Source organism: Pseudomonas sp. NPDC079086 (assembly GCF_044542155.1).
In the GTDB taxonomy this organism is placed as follows: domain Bacteria; phylum Pseudomonadota; class Gammaproteobacteria; order Pseudomonadales; family Pseudomonadaceae; genus Aquipseudomonas.
In genome coordinates this window covers 638,019-655,359 of the sequence record NZ_JBITTY010000001.1, presented here as the reverse complement: position 1 = coordinate 655,359, position 17,341 = coordinate 638,019, and the positions used below count along the sequence as shown (strand labels likewise).

At 63.5% G+C, this 17,341-nt stretch carries 14 protein-coding genes; 11 read left to right on the top strand and 3 right to left on the bottom strand.

What is annotated here, in order from left to right:
- From ACIGEK_RS03185 to ACIGEK_RS03175, 3 genes are all read left to right on the top strand, one after another.
- Window positions 1-1,026 (top strand): LysM peptidoglycan-binding domain-containing protein, encoded by a 1,026-nt coding sequence (locus ACIGEK_RS03185; RefSeq protein WP_397491923.1) that lies wholly within the window; start codon window positions 1-3, stop codon window positions 1,024-1,026.
- 99 nt (window positions 1,027-1,125) lie between these two features.
- Window positions 1,126-2,241: a DNA-processing protein DprA gene (gene dprA / locus ACIGEK_RS03180; protein WP_397491922.1), complete on the top strand. Its 1,116-nt coding sequence runs from the start codon at window positions 1,126-1,128 to the stop codon at window positions 2,239-2,241.
- A 54-nt stretch (window positions 2,242-2,295) separates the two neighbouring features.
- On the top strand, window positions 2,296-2,853 hold the full coding sequence (locus ACIGEK_RS03175) for an L-threonylcarbamoyladenylate synthase (RefSeq protein ID WP_397491921.1): 558 nt from the start codon (window positions 2,296-2,298) through the stop codon (window positions 2,851-2,853).
- A 15-nt stretch (window positions 2,854-2,868) separates the two neighbouring features.
- Here ACIGEK_RS03175 and ACIGEK_RS03170 read toward each other — a convergent pair whose 3' ends face one another.
- Window positions 2,869-3,846 (bottom strand): NADPH:quinone reductase, encoded by a 978-nt coding sequence (locus tag ACIGEK_RS03170; protein ID WP_397491920.1) that lies wholly within the window; start codon window positions 3,844-3,846, stop codon window positions 2,869-2,871.
- Window positions 3,847-4,063: 217 nt separating this feature from the next.
- Here ACIGEK_RS03170 and hemF point away from each other — a divergent pair, with 217 nt between their 5' ends.
- From hemF to ACIGEK_RS03155, 3 genes are read left to right on the top strand one after another with little or no spacing between them, the layout of a single operon-like run.
- On the top strand, window positions 4,064-4,981 hold the full coding sequence (hemF, locus tag ACIGEK_RS03165) for an oxygen-dependent coproporphyrinogen oxidase (RefSeq protein WP_397491919.1): 918 nt from the start codon (window positions 4,064-4,066) through the stop codon (window positions 4,979-4,981).
- Between the two features lie 56 nt (window positions 4,982-5,037).
- The gene (gene aroE, locus ACIGEK_RS03160; protein ID WP_397491918.1) at window positions 5,038-5,862 is read left to right on the top strand and encodes a shikimate dehydrogenase; all 825 of its coding nucleotides are present in this window, start codon (window positions 5,038-5,040) and stop codon (window positions 5,860-5,862) included.
- A 4-nt stretch (window positions 5,863-5,866) separates the two neighbouring features.
- The gene (locus tag ACIGEK_RS03155; protein WP_397491917.1) at window positions 5,867-6,493 is read left to right on the top strand and encodes a class I SAM-dependent methyltransferase; all 627 of its coding nucleotides are present in this window, start codon (window positions 5,867-5,869) and stop codon (window positions 6,491-6,493) included.
- A gap of 4 nt (window positions 6,494-6,497) precedes the next feature.
- On the opposite strand, the gene ACIGEK_RS03150 is transcribed toward ACIGEK_RS03155, so the two are convergent.
- Window positions 6,498-10,568 (bottom strand): molybdopterin-dependent oxidoreductase, encoded by a 4,071-nt coding sequence (locus ACIGEK_RS03150; RefSeq protein WP_397491916.1) that lies wholly within the window; start codon window positions 10,566-10,568, stop codon window positions 6,498-6,500.
- Between the two features lie 544 nt (window positions 10,569-11,112).
- Between ACIGEK_RS03150 and nirB the strand changes: the two genes are divergently transcribed.
- From nirB to modC, 5 genes are all read left to right on the top strand, one after another.
- A complete protein-coding gene (gene nirB / locus ACIGEK_RS03145; protein WP_397491915.1) occupies window positions 11,113-13,668 on the top strand; it encodes a nitrite reductase large subunit NirB in 2,556 nt (851 codons plus the stop codon).
- Window positions 13,668-14,045, top strand: coding sequence for a nitrite reductase small subunit NirD (gene nirD, locus ACIGEK_RS03140; RefSeq protein WP_397491914.1), 378 nt, complete (start codon window positions 13,668-13,670; stop codon window positions 14,043-14,045). Before nirB ends, nirD begins: the two co-directional genes overlap by 1 nt.
- A gap of 287 nt (window positions 14,046-14,332) precedes the next feature.
- A complete protein-coding gene (gene modA, locus ACIGEK_RS03135; RefSeq protein ID WP_397491913.1) occupies window positions 14,333-15,079 on the top strand; it encodes a molybdate ABC transporter substrate-binding protein in 747 nt (248 codons plus the stop codon).
- A 12-nt stretch (window positions 15,080-15,091) separates the two neighbouring features.
- Window positions 15,092-15,772: a molybdate ABC transporter permease subunit gene (modB, locus tag ACIGEK_RS03130; protein WP_397491912.1), complete on the top strand. Its 681-nt coding sequence runs from the start codon at window positions 15,092-15,094 to the stop codon at window positions 15,770-15,772.
- A complete protein-coding gene (modC, locus tag ACIGEK_RS03125) occupies window positions 15,769-16,911 on the top strand; it encodes a molybdenum ABC transporter ATP-binding protein (RefSeq protein WP_397491911.1) in 1,143 nt (380 codons plus the stop codon). Before modB ends, modC begins: the two co-directional genes overlap by 4 nt.
- Here modC and ACIGEK_RS03120 read toward each other — a convergent pair.
- A complete protein-coding gene (locus ACIGEK_RS03120) occupies window positions 16,894-17,325 on the bottom strand; it encodes a hypothetical protein (RefSeq protein ID WP_397491910.1) in 432 nt (143 codons plus the stop codon). The two genes, modC and ACIGEK_RS03120, sit on opposite strands and share 18 nt — an antisense overlap.
- Between the last annotated feature and the right edge of the window lie 16 nt (window positions 17,326-17,341).

Below are 17,341 nucleotides of genomic sequence, written 5' to 3'. Positions count from 1 at the left end.
ATGAGGAAATCACTACTCGCCCTGCTGCTAGTTGCGGCAAGTGGCTTGGCCCAGGCCGCCGTGCAACTCAAGGACGGTCACCCAGACCGTTATACCGTGGTCAAGGGCGATACCCTCTGGGATATCTCCGGCAAATTTCTTAGCCAGCCGTGGAAGTGGCCAGAAATCTGGCATGCCAATCCACAGGTGGAAAACCCCCATCTGATCTATCCGGGCGACCAACTCAGCCTGGTGTATATCGATGGCCAGCCACGCCTGATGCTTAACCGTGGCGAGTCGCGCGGCACCATCAAGCTCTCGCCGCAGGTACGCAGCACGCCGATGGCTGAAGCCATTCCGGCGATTCCGCTGGAGGCGATCAACAGCTTCCTGCTGAGCAACCGCATCGTTGATACCCCTGAGCAGTTCCAAGGTGCGCCATACATCGTTGCAGGCAATGCCGAGCGCGTTATCAGTGGCTCCGGTGATCGTGTCTATGCCCGTGGTAGCTTCGATGAGTCGGCGCCGGCTTACGGCATCTTCCGTCAGGGCAAAACCTACATGGATCCGGAGACCAAGGAATTCCTTGGGATCAACGCCGACGACATTGGCTCGGGTGAGATCGTTGCCGAAGAAGGCGATGTCGGCACCATGTTGCTGAGTCGTTCGACTCAGGAAGTACGTCTTGGTGACCGTCTGTTCGCCACTGAAGAGCGTGCGATCAATTCGACCTTTATGCCGAGTGAGCCGACTGGAGAGATCAAGGGCGTGATCCTCGATGTGCCGCGCGGTGTGACCCAGATTGGTCAGTTCGACGTGGTCACTATCAACAAGGGCGCACGTGACGGCCTGACTGAAGGCAACGTGCTGGCGATCTACAAGACCGGTGAAACCGTACGTGATCGTGTCACCGGTGAATCGGTGAAGATTCCGGACGAGCGGTCGGGCTTGCTGATGGTGTTTCGCACCTATGACAAGCTCAGCTATGGACTGGTGCTGGGGGCTTCTCGCTCGCTGGCCATCATGGACAAAGTGCGTAACCCGTAACACCGAAAAGCCCCGCGAATGCGGGGCTTTTTTATGGCGCGTCATTTCTGGCCGCCACCCATGCCGCCCATGCGGCGCGACCGGTCAAGGATGATTCGGATGTCGCAACCTTCTGCTATTTCTCCTCCCGTCTCTCCAGCGGAATTGGAAGCCCGTCTGCGCTTGCACTGCTTGCCGGAGTTGGGCCCCCGACGCTTTCGCAAACTCCTCAGTGCCTTCGACAGTGCTTCTGCCGCCCTCAGCGCACCGGGCAGCGCATGGCGCTCGCTGGGTTTGCCGCGGGCGTGCAGTGACGCGCGGCGTAGTGCCGAAGTGCGTGAGCGCGCCGCGCAAAGTCTGGCCTGGTTGGACGCTGATACTCACCACTTGCTGATGTGGGACGAGGTAATTTATCCGGGTTTACTGGCCGAGCTGGTGGATGCACCGCCACTGCTATTTATTGACGGTGATCCGACACTACTGGAGCAGCCGCAGTTGGCCATGGTTGGCAGTCGACGTGCATCGCGGCCGGGCTTGGATACGGCGCAGAGTTTTGCTCGCAGCCTGGCCGGTGGCGGCTTTGTGATTACCAGTGGCCTGGCCTTGGGTATCGATGGTGCGGCCCATCAGGGTGCACTGGATGCCGGCGGTAAGACGGTGGCCGTGCTGGGTACGGGCTTGCAGTGTTTATATCCGGCGCGGCACAAGAAACTCGCTGCGGATATCGTCGCCCAGGGCGGTGCGCTGGTTTCCGAGTTGCCGCTGGATTGCCCGCCTCAGGCGAGCAACTTTCCCCGGCGTAATCGCATCATCAGCGGTCTATCAGTTGGCGTGCTGGTGGTGGAAGCCAGCCCCTCCAGCGGTTCTCTAATCACTGCACGTCTGGCCGCCGAACAGGGACGTGAGGTCTATGCGATTCCCGGTTCGATTCACCATCCCGGTGCGCGCGGCTGTCATCAGCTGATCCGTGAAGGGGCGACGCTAGTGGAAAGTATCGAAGATATTCTGCAGGCCTTGCGCGGCTGGCAGGCGCAGCCACCCTCTAATGCCGCGCCTAAGCCTGAGCTACCCAGTCATCCATTGCTGGCCTTGTTGCATGCCGCACCGCACAGCAGCGAGGCGTTGGTGGCGGCCAGTGGTTTGCCACTGGCCGAGGTCTTGGCAGCCCTGACCGAGCTGGAACTTGACGGTCGGGTGGCCTGCGAAAATGGCCGTTGGGTGGGGCGCACACCTTGAACGGGGTCTTGGCTTGGATACACTGCCCCTCAAGTGTTTAGCGGAGAGCAGTGAATGGTCAGCAACTGGCAGATACAGCAGGCCGCACGTGTGGTGCGCAATGGTGGAGTGATTGCTTATCCGACCGAAGCAGTATGGGGGCTGGGTTGTGATCCCTGGAATGACGAGGCGGTGGAGCGTTTGCTCGCGCTGAAGGATCGTCCGGTGCACAAGGGACTGATTCTGGTGGCCGCCGATATCGAGCAGTTCGACTTTCTACTCGAAGACCTACCGGAAATCTGGCTGGCGCGCCTGGCCGGCAGCTGGCCAGGCCCGAACACCTGGCTGGTGCCGCACCAGAATCGTTTGCCCGAGTGGATCAGCGGTCAGCACGACAGCGTGGCCCTGCGCGTCAGCGATCATCCACAGGTGCGTGCGCTCTGCCGCCTGACCGGGCCGCTGGTGTCGACCTCGGCTAATCCGGCAGGCCGCCTGTCAGCACGCAGTCGTTTGCGTGTCGAGCAGTATTTCCCTGGTCAGTTGGATGCGGTGCTGGGTGGGGCTTTGGGCGGCCGCAAGAACCCCAGCCTGATCCGCGATCTGATCAGCGGTGATGTGGTCAGGGCGTCCTGACCACAGCCCAACTTCCTACGGCAGCAGGATGCTCGAACCGGTGGTCTGCCGCGCGCTCAGGGCCGTTTGTGCCAGCGCGGCGTCCTTGAGCGCATAGCGGTTGCTGATCTCCACCTGCAGTTGGCCGCTGGCGATCATGCTGAACAGCTCGTCGGCCATGCTTTGCAGCCGGGAGGGCGTATCGGCATAGCCGGCCAGGGTTGGGCGAGTGACGAACAGCGAGCCTTTCTGTGCGAGGATGCCCAGGTTTACCCCGCTGACGGCTCCTGAGGCATTACCGAAACTGACCAGCAGGCCGCGCGGCGCCACGCAATCCAGCGAGGTTTCCCAGGTGTCCTTGCCGACGCCGTCGTAGACCACCGGGCACTTCTTGCCGTCGGTCAGTTCCAGCACGCGCTGGGCAACGTTCTCATGGCTGTAGTCGATGGTCGCCCAGGCGCCCTGCTCTTTGGCCCGTGCGGCTTTTTCGGCGGAGCTTACTGTGCCAATCAACTTGACCCCAAGTGCCCTGGCCCACTGGCAGGCGAAGGAGCCAACCCCGCCGGCAGCGGCATGAAACAGAATGGTTTCGCCACCTTGCAGCAGGAACGTTTGGCGCAGCAGGTACTGCACCGTCAGGCCCTTGAGCATGACGGCGGCCGCTTGCTCGAAGCTGATCGCATCCGGCAATTTCACCAACTTCTCGGCTGGCAGTACGTGCAGCTCGCTATACGCGCCCAGCGGCCCGGTGGCATAGGCCACGCGGTCGCCCACCTGAAAACCGCTCACCGCAGTACCCACCGCCTCGACGATGCCCGCACCCTCGGTACCCAGGCTGGATGGCAGCGCCGGCGGTGCATACAGGCCGCTGCGGAAATAGGTGTCGATAAAATTCAGGCCAATCGCCTGGTTCTGCACCCGCACTTCATTCGGACCAAGGGCTGCGGGGGTGTAGTCGCTGTATTCGAGAACGTCCGGGCCGCCGTGACGGTTGAACTGGATACGCATGGCCATTTTCAGAGTCTTCCGCAATTGAATGCCTGGATGATGCCCGCATGGGCGTAAAAGTGCCGTTATCCAATCGTCTGCATTGACCGACGTCAACTCCGCGTAGCGACGGCCCGGAGGGTGGGCCGCCATGGATGGCAGGCCATAATGTTATGCTTGCCGCCGATTTCGCCGCTCGGTCATCCCCTTGCCGAACGGCCTTACCCGCTTTCAAGGTGCCGCCGTGAGTGACCGTACTGAGGCCGTCAAAGCCTACCTGCTGGATCTGCAAGACCGTATCTGCACTGCTCTGCAAGCCGAAGATGGCGGTGCCGAATTCTTCGAAGATGCCTGGCAGCGTCCTGCCGGCGGCGGCGGGCGCACACGGGTAATGGAGAACGGCGCGCTGATCGAAAAGGGTGGGGTGAACTTCTCCCATGTATTTGGCGACAGCCTGCCGCCCTCGGCCAGCGCGCATCGGCCGGAACTGGCCGGGCGTGGTTTCGAGGCCCTTGGCGTGTCACTGGTTATCCACCCGGAAAATCCTTATGTGCCGACCTCCCACGCCAACGTGCGCTTCTTCAGTGCCGAGAAAGCCGGTGAAGAGCCGGTCTGGTGGTTCGGTGGCGGCTTCGACCTGACGCCCTACTACGGCAATGAAGAAGATTGCCGGCACTGGCACCAGGTCGCCTTTGAGGCCTGCGCGCCGTTCGGCGCCGAGGTTTATCCGAAGTTCAAGGAGTGGTGTGATCGCTACTTCCACCTCAAGCACCGCGGCGAGCCGCGCGGCATTGGTGGGCTGTTTTTCGATGACCTGAATCAGTGGGACTTCGACACTAGTTTCGCCTTTATGCGCGCCATCGGTGATGCCTATATCGAGGCCTATCTGCCCATCGTGCAGCGCCGCAAGCTGACCCCTTATGGCGAGCGCGAGCGTGAATTCCAGGCCTTCCGCCGGGGCCGCTATGTCGAGTTCAACCTGGTGTTCGACCGTGGCACCCTGTTCGGCTTGCAGTCGGGTGGGCGCACCGAATCGATCCTTATGTCGCTGCCGCCGCACGTACGTTGGGGCTACGACTGGAAGCCAGAGCCGGGCAGCGAAGAGGCGCGTCTGACCGAATACTTCCTAACCGATCGCGATTGGCTCTCGGCTAAGGCGTAATTGCGTAGCCTGGATGAAATTCGGGCTACGAACTCTGTAATCAGGAAGGATATTTCATGGACCGCTACGGCGTATTCGGCAACCCCATCGGCCACAGCAAGTCGCCGCTGATTCATCGCCTGTTTGCCCAGCAGACCGGCGAGCAGCTGAGCTATGAGGCCCTACTTGCGCCGTTGGACGACTTCCCCGGATTTGCTCGCGCATTCTTTGCCGAGGGGTTGGGGGCGAATGTCACCGTGCCGTTTAAGGAGCAGGCTTTTGCTCTGGCCGATCAGCTCAGCGCCCGTGCTCAACGTGCTGGCGCGGTCAATACCCTGAAGAAGCTCGCCGACGGCAGCCTGCTCGGTGACAACACCGACGGCGCCGGCCTGGTGCGTGATCTGACGGTGAATGCCGGGGTAACCCTCAAGGGCAAACGCATTCTGCTGCTCGGCGCGGGTGGTGCGGTGCGCGGTGTGTTGGAACCGCTACTGGCCGAGCAACCGGGGGCGCTGGTGGTTGCCAATCGCACGGTCGAGAAAGCCGAGCAACTGGCCCGTGAGTTTGCCGACTTGGGCCCTGTGGTGGCCAGCGGTTATGACTGGATTGATGCGCCGGTGGACCTGATCATCAACGGCACCTCGGCCAGCCTGGCCGGCGAGCTGCCGCCGATTGCCCCAAGCCTGATCCAGCCCGGGCATACCCTGTGCTACGACATGATGTACGGCAAGGAGCTGACCGCCTTTAACCGCTGGGCTTCCGAGCACGGCGCGGCGCGCACTTTGGACGGCCTCGGCATGCTGGTCGAGCAAGCCGCCGAAGCCTTTGCCCTGTGGCGCGGTGTGCGTCCGGCCAGCGCGCCGGTGTTGGCCGAACTGCGCCGCCTGCTGGCCGAGGGCTGAAACCGTGGGGTTGAGCGCGGATGACCTGGCGCAGATCAGCGCGCTGACCCTGCGCCATTATCAGGACTGCGCCGAAGACTTTCGCGAGGGCACCCGCGACCACGATGTCAGCCAGAATATCGCCGCCCTGCTCGCGCATATTCAGGCCACTACGCCTTACCAGATTCTCGATTTCGGCTGCGGCCCGGGCCGCGATCTGCGCACCTTTAGCGCCATGGGTCACACCGCCGTCGGTTTGGACGGTTGCTCGCGCTTTGTCGAAATGGCCCGCGCCGACAGTGGCTGCGAGGCCTGGCAGCAGGACTTTCTTGCCCTTGATCTGCCGCCTGAGCGCTTCGACGGCGTGTTCGCCAATGCCTCGCTGTTTCATATTCCCCGCCAGGAACTGCCACGGGTGCTGCAGCAGCTGCATGCCACCCTCAAACTGGGTGGCGTGCTGTTCAGCTCCAACCCCCGTGGAGACAACCAGGAAGGCTGGAATGGCGAGCGCTACGGCGCCTATCACGACCTGGCCAACTGGCGCGTGCTGCTCACCGCCGCTGGCTTCAGCGAACTGCAGCATTACTACCGCCCGGCGGGCTTGCCGCGTGAGCAGCAGCCCTGGCTGGCCAGTGTCTGGCGCAAGTTTTGAGCCTTCAGTAAACGTCGCGCAGATAACGCTTCTGTTCGGCCAGACGGCGAATATGTTCGGCGGCTTTTTCCTCGCTCAAACCACCGTGCTCGCGCGCCACATCCTGTAGCGCCTGCTCGACATCCTTGGCCATGCGGTTGGCGTCGCCGCAGACATACAGCTGCGCACCCTCCTCCAGCCATCGCCACAGCTCGCCGCCCTGCTCGCGAATGCGATCCTGCACGTAGATCTTCTGCGTCTGATCGCGAGAGAAGGCCAGGCTGAGGTTGGTCAACAGGCCGTCGTGCTGCATCGCCGTTAGTTCGTCGCGGTAGTAGAAGTCGCTGGCCGCATGCTGTTCGCCGAAGAACAGCCAATTCTTGCCGGTATCGCCGCGCGCGCGGCGTTCATGGAGGAAGCCACGGAACGGCGCCACGCCGGTGCCGGGACCGATCATGATCATGGGCACGTCGCCATCGTGCGGCACGCGGAAGTATTTATTGCTCTGCACAAACAGCGGCACCTCGGCGTTATCCGCACGGTCGGCGAGAAAGGTCGAGGCCACGCCCTTGCGTTTGCCGTAGCGCACGGCGGACACGGTCAGGTGCACTTCGCCGGCATGCGCCTTGGGGCTTGAGGAGATCGAATACAGGCGCGGCTGCAGCCGTTTGAGGCTGCCCAGTAGTTCGCCAGCCGTGTGTTCGGCCGGATAGGCCTGCAGCACGTCGGCCAGTTGGCGGCCCCACAGCCAGTCTTTCAGCTCTGCCTTGCGCTCGCCAAGCAGGCTGCGCAGCTCGCTGCTGGCGCTGCGTTCGGCAACCAGGGCGAGGGCCTCATTGCTCGGTCGGGCAATTTCGAAATGACTGGTCAGCGCCTCGCGCAGCGATAGGTCGCCGACCTTGGCCACGTTGACCCGTTGTTCGCCGTCCAGGTGTGCCAGTTCGAGCACTTCCTCGACCAACTCCGGGCAGTTGCGCGGCCAGATGCCGAGGGCGTCGCCCGCTTCGTAGGCCAGGCCGGAGTCGCCCAGAGCGAAGGCGAACTGGCGGGTGTCCTTGCTTGCACCTGCTGCGTTCAGGCGCAGGTTCAGCGCCAGGCGCGCGGGTAGCGGCTGGGTCTTGCTCACCAGCTGCGTACTGACGGGCTCCATTGCAGCTGTGCTATTTGCAGGATCTGCTGTTGCGGTCGGGTGCAACAAGGGCAGCAGCTCGCTGAGCCAGGCTGCGGCCGCGTCATCGAAATCGCTGTCGCAATCCAGGCAGGGCCTTAGCGGCGTGGCGCCGAGTTCGGCCAGGCGGCGGTCGAGGTTTTTGCCGTGCTGGCAGAACTGCTCGTAGTTGGGGTCGCCAAGTGCCAGTACCGCATAACGCAGATTTTCCAGGCGCAGGTCGCTGGTCTGCAGGGAATTCCAGAAGGCCTGGCCGTTGTCCGGCGCATCACCGTCGCCGAAGGTACTGCTGAGCAGCAACACCGAGCCGGCGCTGGCCAGTTGTTGCGGTGGGTAATCAGCCATGCAGCTGAGTGCCACGACAACCCCGGCTTCATTCAGATGCGCGGCAAGGCGTTCGGCCAGTGCCTCGGCATTGCCGGTTTGCGAGGCCCACAGCAGGGTTACCGCAGGGCTGGCTGCCAGCGCCGCGGGTGCGACGCGGCTGAATATTCCGGCGAGCATGCCGTCGAGCCACAGGCGGGTCGGCTCGGCCAGGGGCGCCTGGCTTGGCAGGCTGGGTACACCGCCGCTGGGGTTGCTGCGCAAGCCGCTGATATAGCCGGCCATATAGATGCGCTCGCTGTCACTGAGCGGCGGCGGCGCGCTGCAATTGATGCCGACCAGGGCCGCAAAGGTTTCGATGCTCGACATCGCGAGTTCCTCGGGCTGGTGAGATAGGCGAGTGCTGGCGACTGCCTTGACGGCGGACGTATCGAGACGTTGATGGGCGATCAGCTCGATACGCCGCAGGCTGACGGCGCAGAACTTGAATTCCGGCTGCTGCGAGAGGGGGTCGATGGCGTCGCTGGTCACCGCGTTGATCGCCAGGTTATCGCCGTACACATCGTTCCAATGGAGCGGCGCAAAGCAGCCGCCGGGTAGCACGCGGTCGCTGATCTGCACCGGCAGCACGGCATGGCCACGCCGTGAGCGGACTTCCAGCTGATCGCGGTCGCGCACGCCGAGTGCGGCGGCGTCCTGCGGGTGCACTTCGATAAAGGGGCCGGGGTTGAGCTTGTTCAGCGTGGCGACCTTGCCGGTCTTGGTCAGGGTGTGCCACTGGTGCTGCAGGCGCCCGGTATTGAGTACGAATGGGAAGTCGTCATCGGGCATTTCCGCCGGGTCCAGATGCGGGCGCGGGAAAAACTGCGCCTTGCCGCTGGGCGTGGCAAAGGCCAGGCGCGGCGTGCTGCCGTCTTCGCGAATGTGCAGATGCTGGCTGATGCCGTCGTTGATGTAGCGCAGCGGCATGCGCCCGTCGCCCTCCTCACTGGCGCAGGGCCATTGCAGCGGCGTTTGGCGCAGGCGCGGGTAGCTGGCGCCGCGCAGGTCATAGCCGGTTTTGCGGTTGTGGAAGCGTTTGATTTCCTCGAACACCTGCTCGGCCGAGCTGTAGCTGAACCCGTCGGCAAAGCCCATGGCGCAGGCCACCTCGGCGATGATCTGCCAGTCGGCCATGGCCTCGCCGGGCGGCTCGACGGCTTGCGGCATCAGGGTCAGGTTGCGCTCGGAGTTGATCATCACCCCCTCGGCTTCGGCCCACAGTGCGCCGGGCAGGAGGATGTCGGCATAGCGATTGGTTTCGGTGTCGAGAAAAGCGTCCTGGGCGATCACCAGTTCGGCGGCCTTCAGCCCTTCGATCACCTTGCTACGGTTGGCCATGCTCGCCACCGGATTGGTACAGATGATCCAGCAGGCTTTGACCTTGCCGGCTGCCAGATCTTCGAACAGCGTCACGCTGCCGCCGCCCAGGCGGGTGTGCAGGGTGCCGGCCGGCACGCCCCAGATCTGCTCGACAAAGGCGCGGTCGTCGTCCACCAGCACGCTGCGCTGGCCCGGTAGGCCGGGGCCCATATAGCCCATCTCGCGGCCGCCCATGGCGTTGGGTTGGCCAGTGAGGGAAAACGGCCCGCTGCCAGCGCGGCAGATCTTGCCGGTGGCCAGGTGCAGGTTGCATAGGGCGTTGGTGTTCCAGGTGCCGTGGGTGCTCTGGTTGAGGCCCATGGTCCAGCAGCTCATCCACTCGCCGGCTTCGCCGATCCAGCGTGCGGCTTGGCGGATCGCTGCTTCGCTGAGCCCGGTGTGGGCGGCGACGTAGTCGGGGGTGTAGCGTTCGAGGAAGTCCGGCATGACCTCCCAGCCTTCGGTGAATTCGCTAATAAAGGCCGGATCGGTGTGGCCGTTCTTGTGCAGCAGGTGCAGCAGGCCGTTGAGTAGCAGCAGGTCGCTGCCGGGTTTGATCTGCAGAAACAGGTCGGCCTTGTCCGCCGTAGCATTGCGCCGGGGGTCGACGACGATCAGCTTGGCGCCGGCTTTTACCCGTGCCATCAGGCGCAGAAACAGGATTGGATGACAGTCGGCCATATTTGCGCCGATGACGAAGAACACATCGGCGCGGTCGAAATCCTGGTACGAGCCGGGTGGGCCGTCGGCGCCCAGCGACAATTTGTAGCCACTGCCGGCGCTGGCCATGCACAGGCGCGAGTTGGATTCGATCTGGTTGCTGCCCAGGTAACCTTTGACCAGTTTGTTGGCCAGGTACTGCGCCTCCAGCGACATTTGCCCGGAGACATACAGGGCGATGGCGTCCGGGCCGTGCTCGTCGAGGATCGCGCGCAGGCGGGCTGCGGCGGCGCTGATTGCGGCATCCATGGTGACTTGCCCAGGGTCCCGGCTGCGTTCGCTGCGTAGGTAGGCGTGCTGCATGCGGCCGGATTCGTTCAGTGGCTGGGCGCAGGTGCTGCCCTTGGTGCACAGGCGGCCGAAGTTGCTCGGATGCTGTTGGTCGCCGCTGACCTTGGCGATCTTGCCGTTTTCCACGTGCATGACGATGCCGCAGCCAACGCCGCAATATGGACAGACACTCCGAACCGTTTTGTTCGCCACACCCCTCTCCTGCACCTGAAACGCAAAACGCCATGCAACCCTCCGTCGAAACGGGAGTGGCACGGCGTCTTTGTCGTGGATGGGCAATCAGCGTTGATTACCTGGGTGGGTCTATAGCAAGGCACGCGCCAGGGTTCGCCAGGGCGGCTTGAACGCCCGCACGGCAAGGGCTGGCGAGGTGTGTGCGGGGCTGATGGGCCGGCTTTAAGCGACTCATAATGGGGCGCAGGGTGCACTGCTCGCCTCTTTTTGGGTCTTTATCGCGCCGGGCAGGTGAGCCTGCAATTGCGCCTGCAGCCCGCTGCAATGCGGGCCGCAGGCTGCTGCGGGGAAACTGGCACAGGCGCTGCATGAGTCCCAGCGAGCCCGCCACATTCGGGCCGCCCATTCGATCAATGGCGATCGCCAGCCTGCACAGGCAATGGGTATCAGGTGCCACTCGCAGGCACCGCACAGAACAGGCAAAGGCGCCTGAAACCGTAAGGTTTCAGGCGCCTTTTTTATTGCCGCAGAAAAACCTGATGAGCTTCGGCCGGGAAATGCCATGAACAGCACAGATACCTCCACAGACCAGCAGCGGCTGATCATCATCGGCAACGGCATGGTCGGCCATCATTGCGTCGAGCAACTGATCGAGCGTGGCGCGCTGGCGCAGTACTGCGTGCATGTGTTCAGTGAAGAGCCGCTGCGCGCCTATGACCGCGTGCATCTCTCCGAGTATTTCACTGGCCTCGATGCCGAATCCCTGGCCCTCAGCGGTGCCGAACTGTACCAGACGCCAGGCGTGACCCTACACCTGGGCGTGCCGGTACTGGAGATCGACCGCGAACGCCGCGAAGTGATCACCGCCGAAGGCAGCTTCCCCTATGACCAGTTGGTGCTGGCCAGCGGCTCCTACCCTTTCGTGCCGCCGATTGAAGGCGCCGAAGGCGATTCGCGCTTGGTCTACCGTACCCTGGCCGACCTCGACACCATTCAGGCCGCCGCCAAGAGCGCGGGCCGTGGCGTGGTGGTTGGCGGTGGCCTGCTCGGTCTGGAAGCGGCCAACGCCTTGAAGTCCCTGGGCCTGGAAGCCCATGTGGTGGAATTCGCCCCGCGCCTGATGCCGGTGCAGCTGGATGACCACGGCGGCCTGGCGCTCAAAGCCCAGATCGAGGCCCTGGGCGTTAGCGTGCACCTGTCGCGCGGCACCCAGTCGATCACCCCGGGCAGCGAATACCGCTACCGGATGAACTTTGCCGGTGACGAATTCCTTGAGACTGACCTGATCGTGTTCTCCGCCGGCATCCGCCCGCAGGACGCCATTGCCAAGCAGTGCGGCCTGGAACTCGGCCCGCGCGGCGGCGTGGCCATCGACAGCCAGTGCCGCACCAGCGACCCGGCGATCTACGCCATCGGCGAGTGCGCGGCGTGGAACGGCGGCATCTTCGGCCTGGTCGCTCCGGGCTACCAGATGGCCCGCAGCGTTGCCACCCAGCTGTGCGGCGAAGACAGCGAGCCGTTCATGGGTGCGGACATGTCGACCAAGCTCAAGCTGCTCGGCGTCGACGTCGGCTCCATCGGCGATGCCCACGGCGCTACTGCCGGCTCGCGCAGCTACCGCTTTATCGACGAAGCCACCGCTAGCTACCGCCGCTTGGTCGTATCGGCCGACGGCAAGCAGGCCCTCGGCGCCGTGCTGGTGGGAGACAACAGCTACTACGACACCCTGCTGCAGTACGTGCAGAACGGCATTGCGCTTCCGGCCGACCCGTCCTGCCTGATCCTGCCGCAAGGCGAAGGCGTCCCGGCGCTGGGCGCCGATGCGCTGCCGGACACCGCCACCATCTGCTCCTGCCACAACGTCAGCAAGGGCGCGATCTGCGCCGCCATCGACGGCGGCTGCGGCGACCTCGCGGGCCTCAAGTCTGCTACCCGCGCCGCCACCGGCTGTGGCGGCTGCTCGGCACTGCTCAAGCAGGTGTTCGAGCACGAGCTGACCGCCCGCGGCGTGGTGGTGGACAAGAGCCTCTGCGAGCACTTCGCCTATACCCGCCAGGAGCTGTACAGCATCGTCCGCGTCGAAGGCATCGAGAGCTTCGGGGCGCTGCTGGCCAAGCACGGTCGCGGCCATGTCGGCTGCGATATCTGCAAGCCGGCGGTGGGTTCGATCCTCGCCTCTTGCTGGAACCGCTCGATCACCGACCCGGCGCTGGTGCCGTTGCAGGACACCAACGACACCTTTATGGCCAACATGCAGAAGAACGGCACCTACTCGGTGGTGCCGCGTATTCCTGGCGGCGAGATCACCCCGGACGGCCTGCTGGCCATCGGCGCGGTGGCGAAGAAGTACGATCTCTACACCAAGATCACCGGCGGCCAGCGCATCGACCTGTTCGGCGCCCAGCTGCACGAACTGCCGGATATCTGGGCCGAACTGATCGCCGCCGGCTTCGAGACCGGCCACGCCTACGGCAAGTCGCTGCGCACGGTAAAATCCTGCGTGGGCAGCACCTGGTGCCGCTACGGCGTGCAGGACAGCGTGGCCATGGCGCTGCTGCTGGAGGACCGCTACAAGGGCCTGCGCTCGCCGCACAAGATCAAGTTCGCGGTCAGCGGTTGCACCCGCGAATGCGCCGAGGCGCAGAGCAAGGACGTTGGCGTGATCGCCACCGAGAATGGCTGGAACCTCTATGTCGCTGGTAACGGCGGCATGCGTCCACGCCACGCCGAGCTGTTCGCCACCGATCTGGATGATGAAACCCTGATCCGCTACATCGACCGTTTCCTGATGTTCTACGTACGCACCGCCGACCGTCTGCAACGCACCTCTGTGTGGCGCGAGTCGCTGGAAGGCGGCCTGGATTACCTCAAGCAAGTGATCATCGACGACAGCCTCAATCTCGCCGCCGAACTGGAAGCGCAGATGCAGCTGGTGATCGACCGCTACGAGTGCGAATGGGCCAACGCCCTGAAGGACCCGGAGAAGCTCAAGCGCTTCCGCACCTTCATCAACCAGAAGGGCGGCGACCCGGATATCCAGTTTGTCGAGGAACGCGGCCAGCGCCGCCCGATCAGCGCCGCCGAACTGCAACGTATTCCAGCTGAGGAGGTGGTCTGATGGGCCAGTCGAGCGCAGCAGCAACAATCGAACACACCAGCGTGCAATGGCGCGCCCTGTGCAGCCGTGCCGATCTGGTGGCCAACTCCGGTGTGGTCGCCTGGGTCGACGGCGCTCAGGTGGCGCTGTTCTATCTACCCAATGAGGCCAGCGACAAGCAGCTGTATGCCGTGGATAACCGCGACCCCAAGTCCGGCGCCAACGTCATCGGCCGCGGCATCATCGGCAGCCTGGCTGGCGACCTGGTGATTGCGGCGCCGCTGTACAAACAGCACTACCGCCTGGAAGACGGCAGCTGCCTGGAATACCCGGAGCAGCAACTGCGCACCTGGCCGGTACGCTTGCAGGGTGACCGGGTGGAGATCGGCCTGAGCTAAGGCGATGGGCGAGCGGGGCTGACGCCAGTCAGTCTCGGCATGCGAGCGGAATAGAGCGTTACTTGACTATTGAGTCAGTAATTGGCTTTATGCACCTCAGCCCGCAGCGCTGATGCTTGCGCAACTGGGTTGTCGATGATCTCGGCAGCCCTGTTTTTGTTGCTCTACCGAGTGCCTTGGTACGCAAATCGCTATATCTCGTGAAATATAGCGAAGGTAGAGTAGTCAGGCGAATCAGCGTCGACAGAACAGCCGTTGGCCCTTGGCCGCACACCCAGGAGGTATCCATGCACGCGCGTATTGCGGCGTTATTCGCCGTTTTTGCTATCAGCAGTCACGCCCTGGCCGAACAGGTTCGGGTGGCGGTGGCCGCCAACTTCACCGCGCCGCTGCAGGCGATTGCCAGCGAGTTTGAAAAGGATACGGGGCACAGCGTACTCGCCTCCTTCGGCGCCACTGGCCAGCTGTATGCGCAGATTCAAAATGGCGCGCCGTTCGAGGTGTTTTTAAGTGCCGATGAAAGCACCCCGGCCAGGCTCGACAGCGAAGGTCTGGGCGTTAGCGGTTCGCGCTTTACCTACGCAATCGGCAGCCTGGTGCTGTGGTCGGCCAAACCGGGTTATCTGGATGGTAGCGACGCGGTGCTCAAGGCCAACCAGTACAAACACTTGGCGATCGCTAACCCGAAAGCCGCACCCTACGGCTTAGCGGCCACCGAAGTGCTGGAAAAGCTCGGCCTGAGTGCTGCGGTTAAAGACAAGCTGGTCGAAGGGCAGAACATCACCCAGGCGCATCAATTCATTGCCACCGGCAATGCCGAATTGGGCTTTGTTGCGCTGTCACAGGTGTACAAGGATGGCCAGCTCAGCAGTGGCTCGGCCTGGATGGTGCCGGCGCAGATGCACACGCCGATCGAGCAGGATGCGCTGATCCTCAAGAAAGGCGAACATAATCCCGCCGCGGCAGCCCTGACCGAGTACCTGAAAGGTGAGAAGGCGGCCAAGATCATCAAGTCCTACGGCTACCAACTTTAAAAGGCGCTTGCGATGCCACTGACTAAAGCCGATTTCGCCGCGGTCCTGCTGACCCTGGAGCTGGCATCGCTGACCACCCTGTTGCTGCTACTGATCGGTACGCCGATTGCCTGGTGGCTGGCGCGCACTGATTCGCGCTGGAAGCAGCCGATTGGTGCCATCGTCGCCCTGCCGCTGGTGCTGCCGCCGACGGTAATCGGCTTCTACCTGCTGGTGAGCATGGGCCCGCACGGTTTTATCGGCCAACTGACCCAGAGCCTCGGTCTCGGCACCCTGACATTTACCTTTACCGGACTGGTGATCGGCTCGGTGTTCTACTCCCTGCCCTTTGTCGTGCAACCGCTGCAGAACGCCTTCGAGGCGATTGGCCGGGCTCCGCTGGAGGCGGCGGCCACCCTGCGCGCCGGGCCTTGGGATGCGTTCTTTACAGTGGTGCTGCCGCTGGCCAAGCCGGGCTTTATCACGGCTTCTATTCTCGGTTTCGCCCATACCGTGGGCGAGTTCGGCGTGGTGCTGATGATCGGCGGTAATATCCCCGGCAAGACCCAGGTGGCGTCGGTGCAGATCTACAACCATGTGGAAACCATGGAGTACGCCCAGGCCCATTGGCTGGCGGGCGGCATGGTGCTGTTCTCCTTTATCGTGCTGCTGGCGCTCTACTCTGGAAGAAGCAGCAAGCGGGTGTGGCAATGATCTGGCCTTTTTCGCGCCGCCCTGCGGCCACTCATACGGTCTCCGCGCCGGATGAAATCGACGCGCGCTTCAAGGTTGAACACCCAGGTTTTACCCTGGATGTTGAGTTGAACCTGCCCGGTCGCGGCGTCAGTGCGCTGTTTGGCCATTCCGGCTCGGGCAAGACCAGCTGTCTGCGTTGTTTTGCCGGGCTGGATCAGCCGAGCGAAGGCTACCTGCAGGTCAACGGCGAGCTGTGGCAGGACAGCGCACAGGGCCTCTTTGTCCCGGCGCATCAACGTGCTGTGGGCTACGTGTTTCAGGATGCCAACCTGTTTGCCCACCTCACCGTGCGGCGCAACCTGCAGTACGGCTTGACGCGCATCCCCGCTGCGCAGCGGCGGATTGCCCTGGAGCAGGCCGTCGAGCTGCTGGGCATTGAGCATCTGCTGGAGCGCCTGCCGGACAAGCTGTCGGGTGGCGAGCAGCAGCGCGTCGGCATTGCGCGCGCCCTGCTGACCAGCCCGCGTCTGCTGCTGCTGGACGAGCCGCTGGCCTCCCTCGACCTCAAACGCAAACAGGAAGTGCTGCCCTGCCTGGAGCGCCTGCATCAGGAGCTGGAAATTCCAATTGTCTACGTCAGCCACTCGCCGGATGAGGTGGCGCGTCTGGCCGATCACCTGGTGTTGCTGGAGGACGGTAAGGTCGGCGCCAGCGGCCCGCTCAAGGAAACCCTGCTGCGCGCCGACCTGCCGTTTGTCTTCGAGGACGATGCCGAAGCCGTGGTCGACGGCGTGGTCACCGCGCATGACCAGGCTTACGGGCTGCTCTACCTGCAATTGCCGGACAGCCAAATCAACCTGCGCTTGCCCCACGGGCCGCTGCCGCTAGGCCAGTCGGTGCGGATCAAGGTCAAGGCCCGCGATGTCAGCCTGAGCCTGCAACAAGCCGAGGACAGCAGCGTGCTCAACCTGCTGCCAGCGCGAGTGGTCGACTGGATCAACGTCGCCGAGCAGGCCCATGTGCTGGTGCGCGTACAGGTGGGTGGCGAGCAACTGATCGCCCGCATCACCCGTTACTCCTTCGACCGCCTGCAGATCCAGCGCGGGCAATCGCTGTGGGCGCAGGTCAAGTCGGTGTCGTTACTGAGCACGCATTGATGCCTGGGCAAACGCGCCGGGGATGACCTGCGAGCGCTTCAGGCCCAGCCACTCCAACTCGATAAACACCAGCACCACAACGGCCTGGCCGATCACAAAGGCGTAGCCGAGCAGGTTTGGCGTGAACCAGCCGCTGAGCAGCACCAGCAGGCTGAGCACCACCCACAGCGCATTCAGGCCGATCACCGTGTAGACCGCTGCCCGCGCCATGCTTTCACGGCGGGACAGCCAGAGCAGAAAGGCCACCAGCGGAATCAGCACCACGCCGACGCCGAAGAGGAATGCACCCGGCATGGCCAACAGGCGGCTGAGCCAGTCCGCCAGCAGCAGGAGTTGCGCGGTGGTGATTACGCCAACCAGCCCATCGGCGAGCAGGGCGCGGCGCAGTAACAGCGAAGGTTGCAAGGTGGTCATGGCGAAGTCTCCACAA

Excerpts from the sequence above, each read along its gene's own strand:
- ACIGEK_RS03185 (WP_397491923.1), top strand. The coding sequence starts at position 1 with ATGAGGAAATCACTACTCGCCCTGCTGCTAGTTGCGGCAAGTGGCTTG.
- dprA (WP_397491922.1), top strand. The coding sequence starts at position 1,126 with ATGTCGCAACCTTCTGCTATTTCTCCTCCCGTCTCTCCAGCGGAATTG.
- ACIGEK_RS03175 (WP_397491921.1), top strand. The coding sequence starts at position 2,296 with ATGGTCAGCAACTGGCAGATACAGCAGGCCGCACGTGTGGTGCGCAAT.
- ACIGEK_RS03170 (WP_397491920.1), bottom strand. The coding sequence starts at position 3,846 with ATGGCCATGCGTATCCAGTTCAACCGTCACGGCGGCCCGGACGTTCTC.
- aroE (WP_397491918.1), top strand. The coding sequence starts at position 5,038 with ATGGACCGCTACGGCGTATTCGGCAACCCCATCGGCCACAGCAAGTCG.
- nirB (WP_397491915.1), top strand. The coding sequence starts at position 11,113 with ATGAACAGCACAGATACCTCCACAGACCAGCAGCGGCTGATCATCATC.
- nirD (WP_397491914.1), top strand. The coding sequence starts at position 13,668 with ATGGGCCAGTCGAGCGCAGCAGCAACAATCGAACACACCAGCGTGCAA.
- modA (WP_397491913.1), top strand. The coding sequence starts at position 14,333 with ATGCACGCGCGTATTGCGGCGTTATTCGCCGTTTTTGCTATCAGCAGT.
- modB (WP_397491912.1), top strand. The coding sequence starts at position 15,092 with ATGCCACTGACTAAAGCCGATTTCGCCGCGGTCCTGCTGACCCTGGAG.
- modC (WP_397491911.1), top strand. The coding sequence starts at position 15,769 with ATGATCTGGCCTTTTTCGCGCCGCCCTGCGGCCACTCATACGGTCTCC.
- ACIGEK_RS03120 (WP_397491910.1), bottom strand. The coding sequence starts at position 17,325 with ATGACCACCTTGCAACCTTCGCTGTTACTGCGCCGCGCCCTGCTCGCC.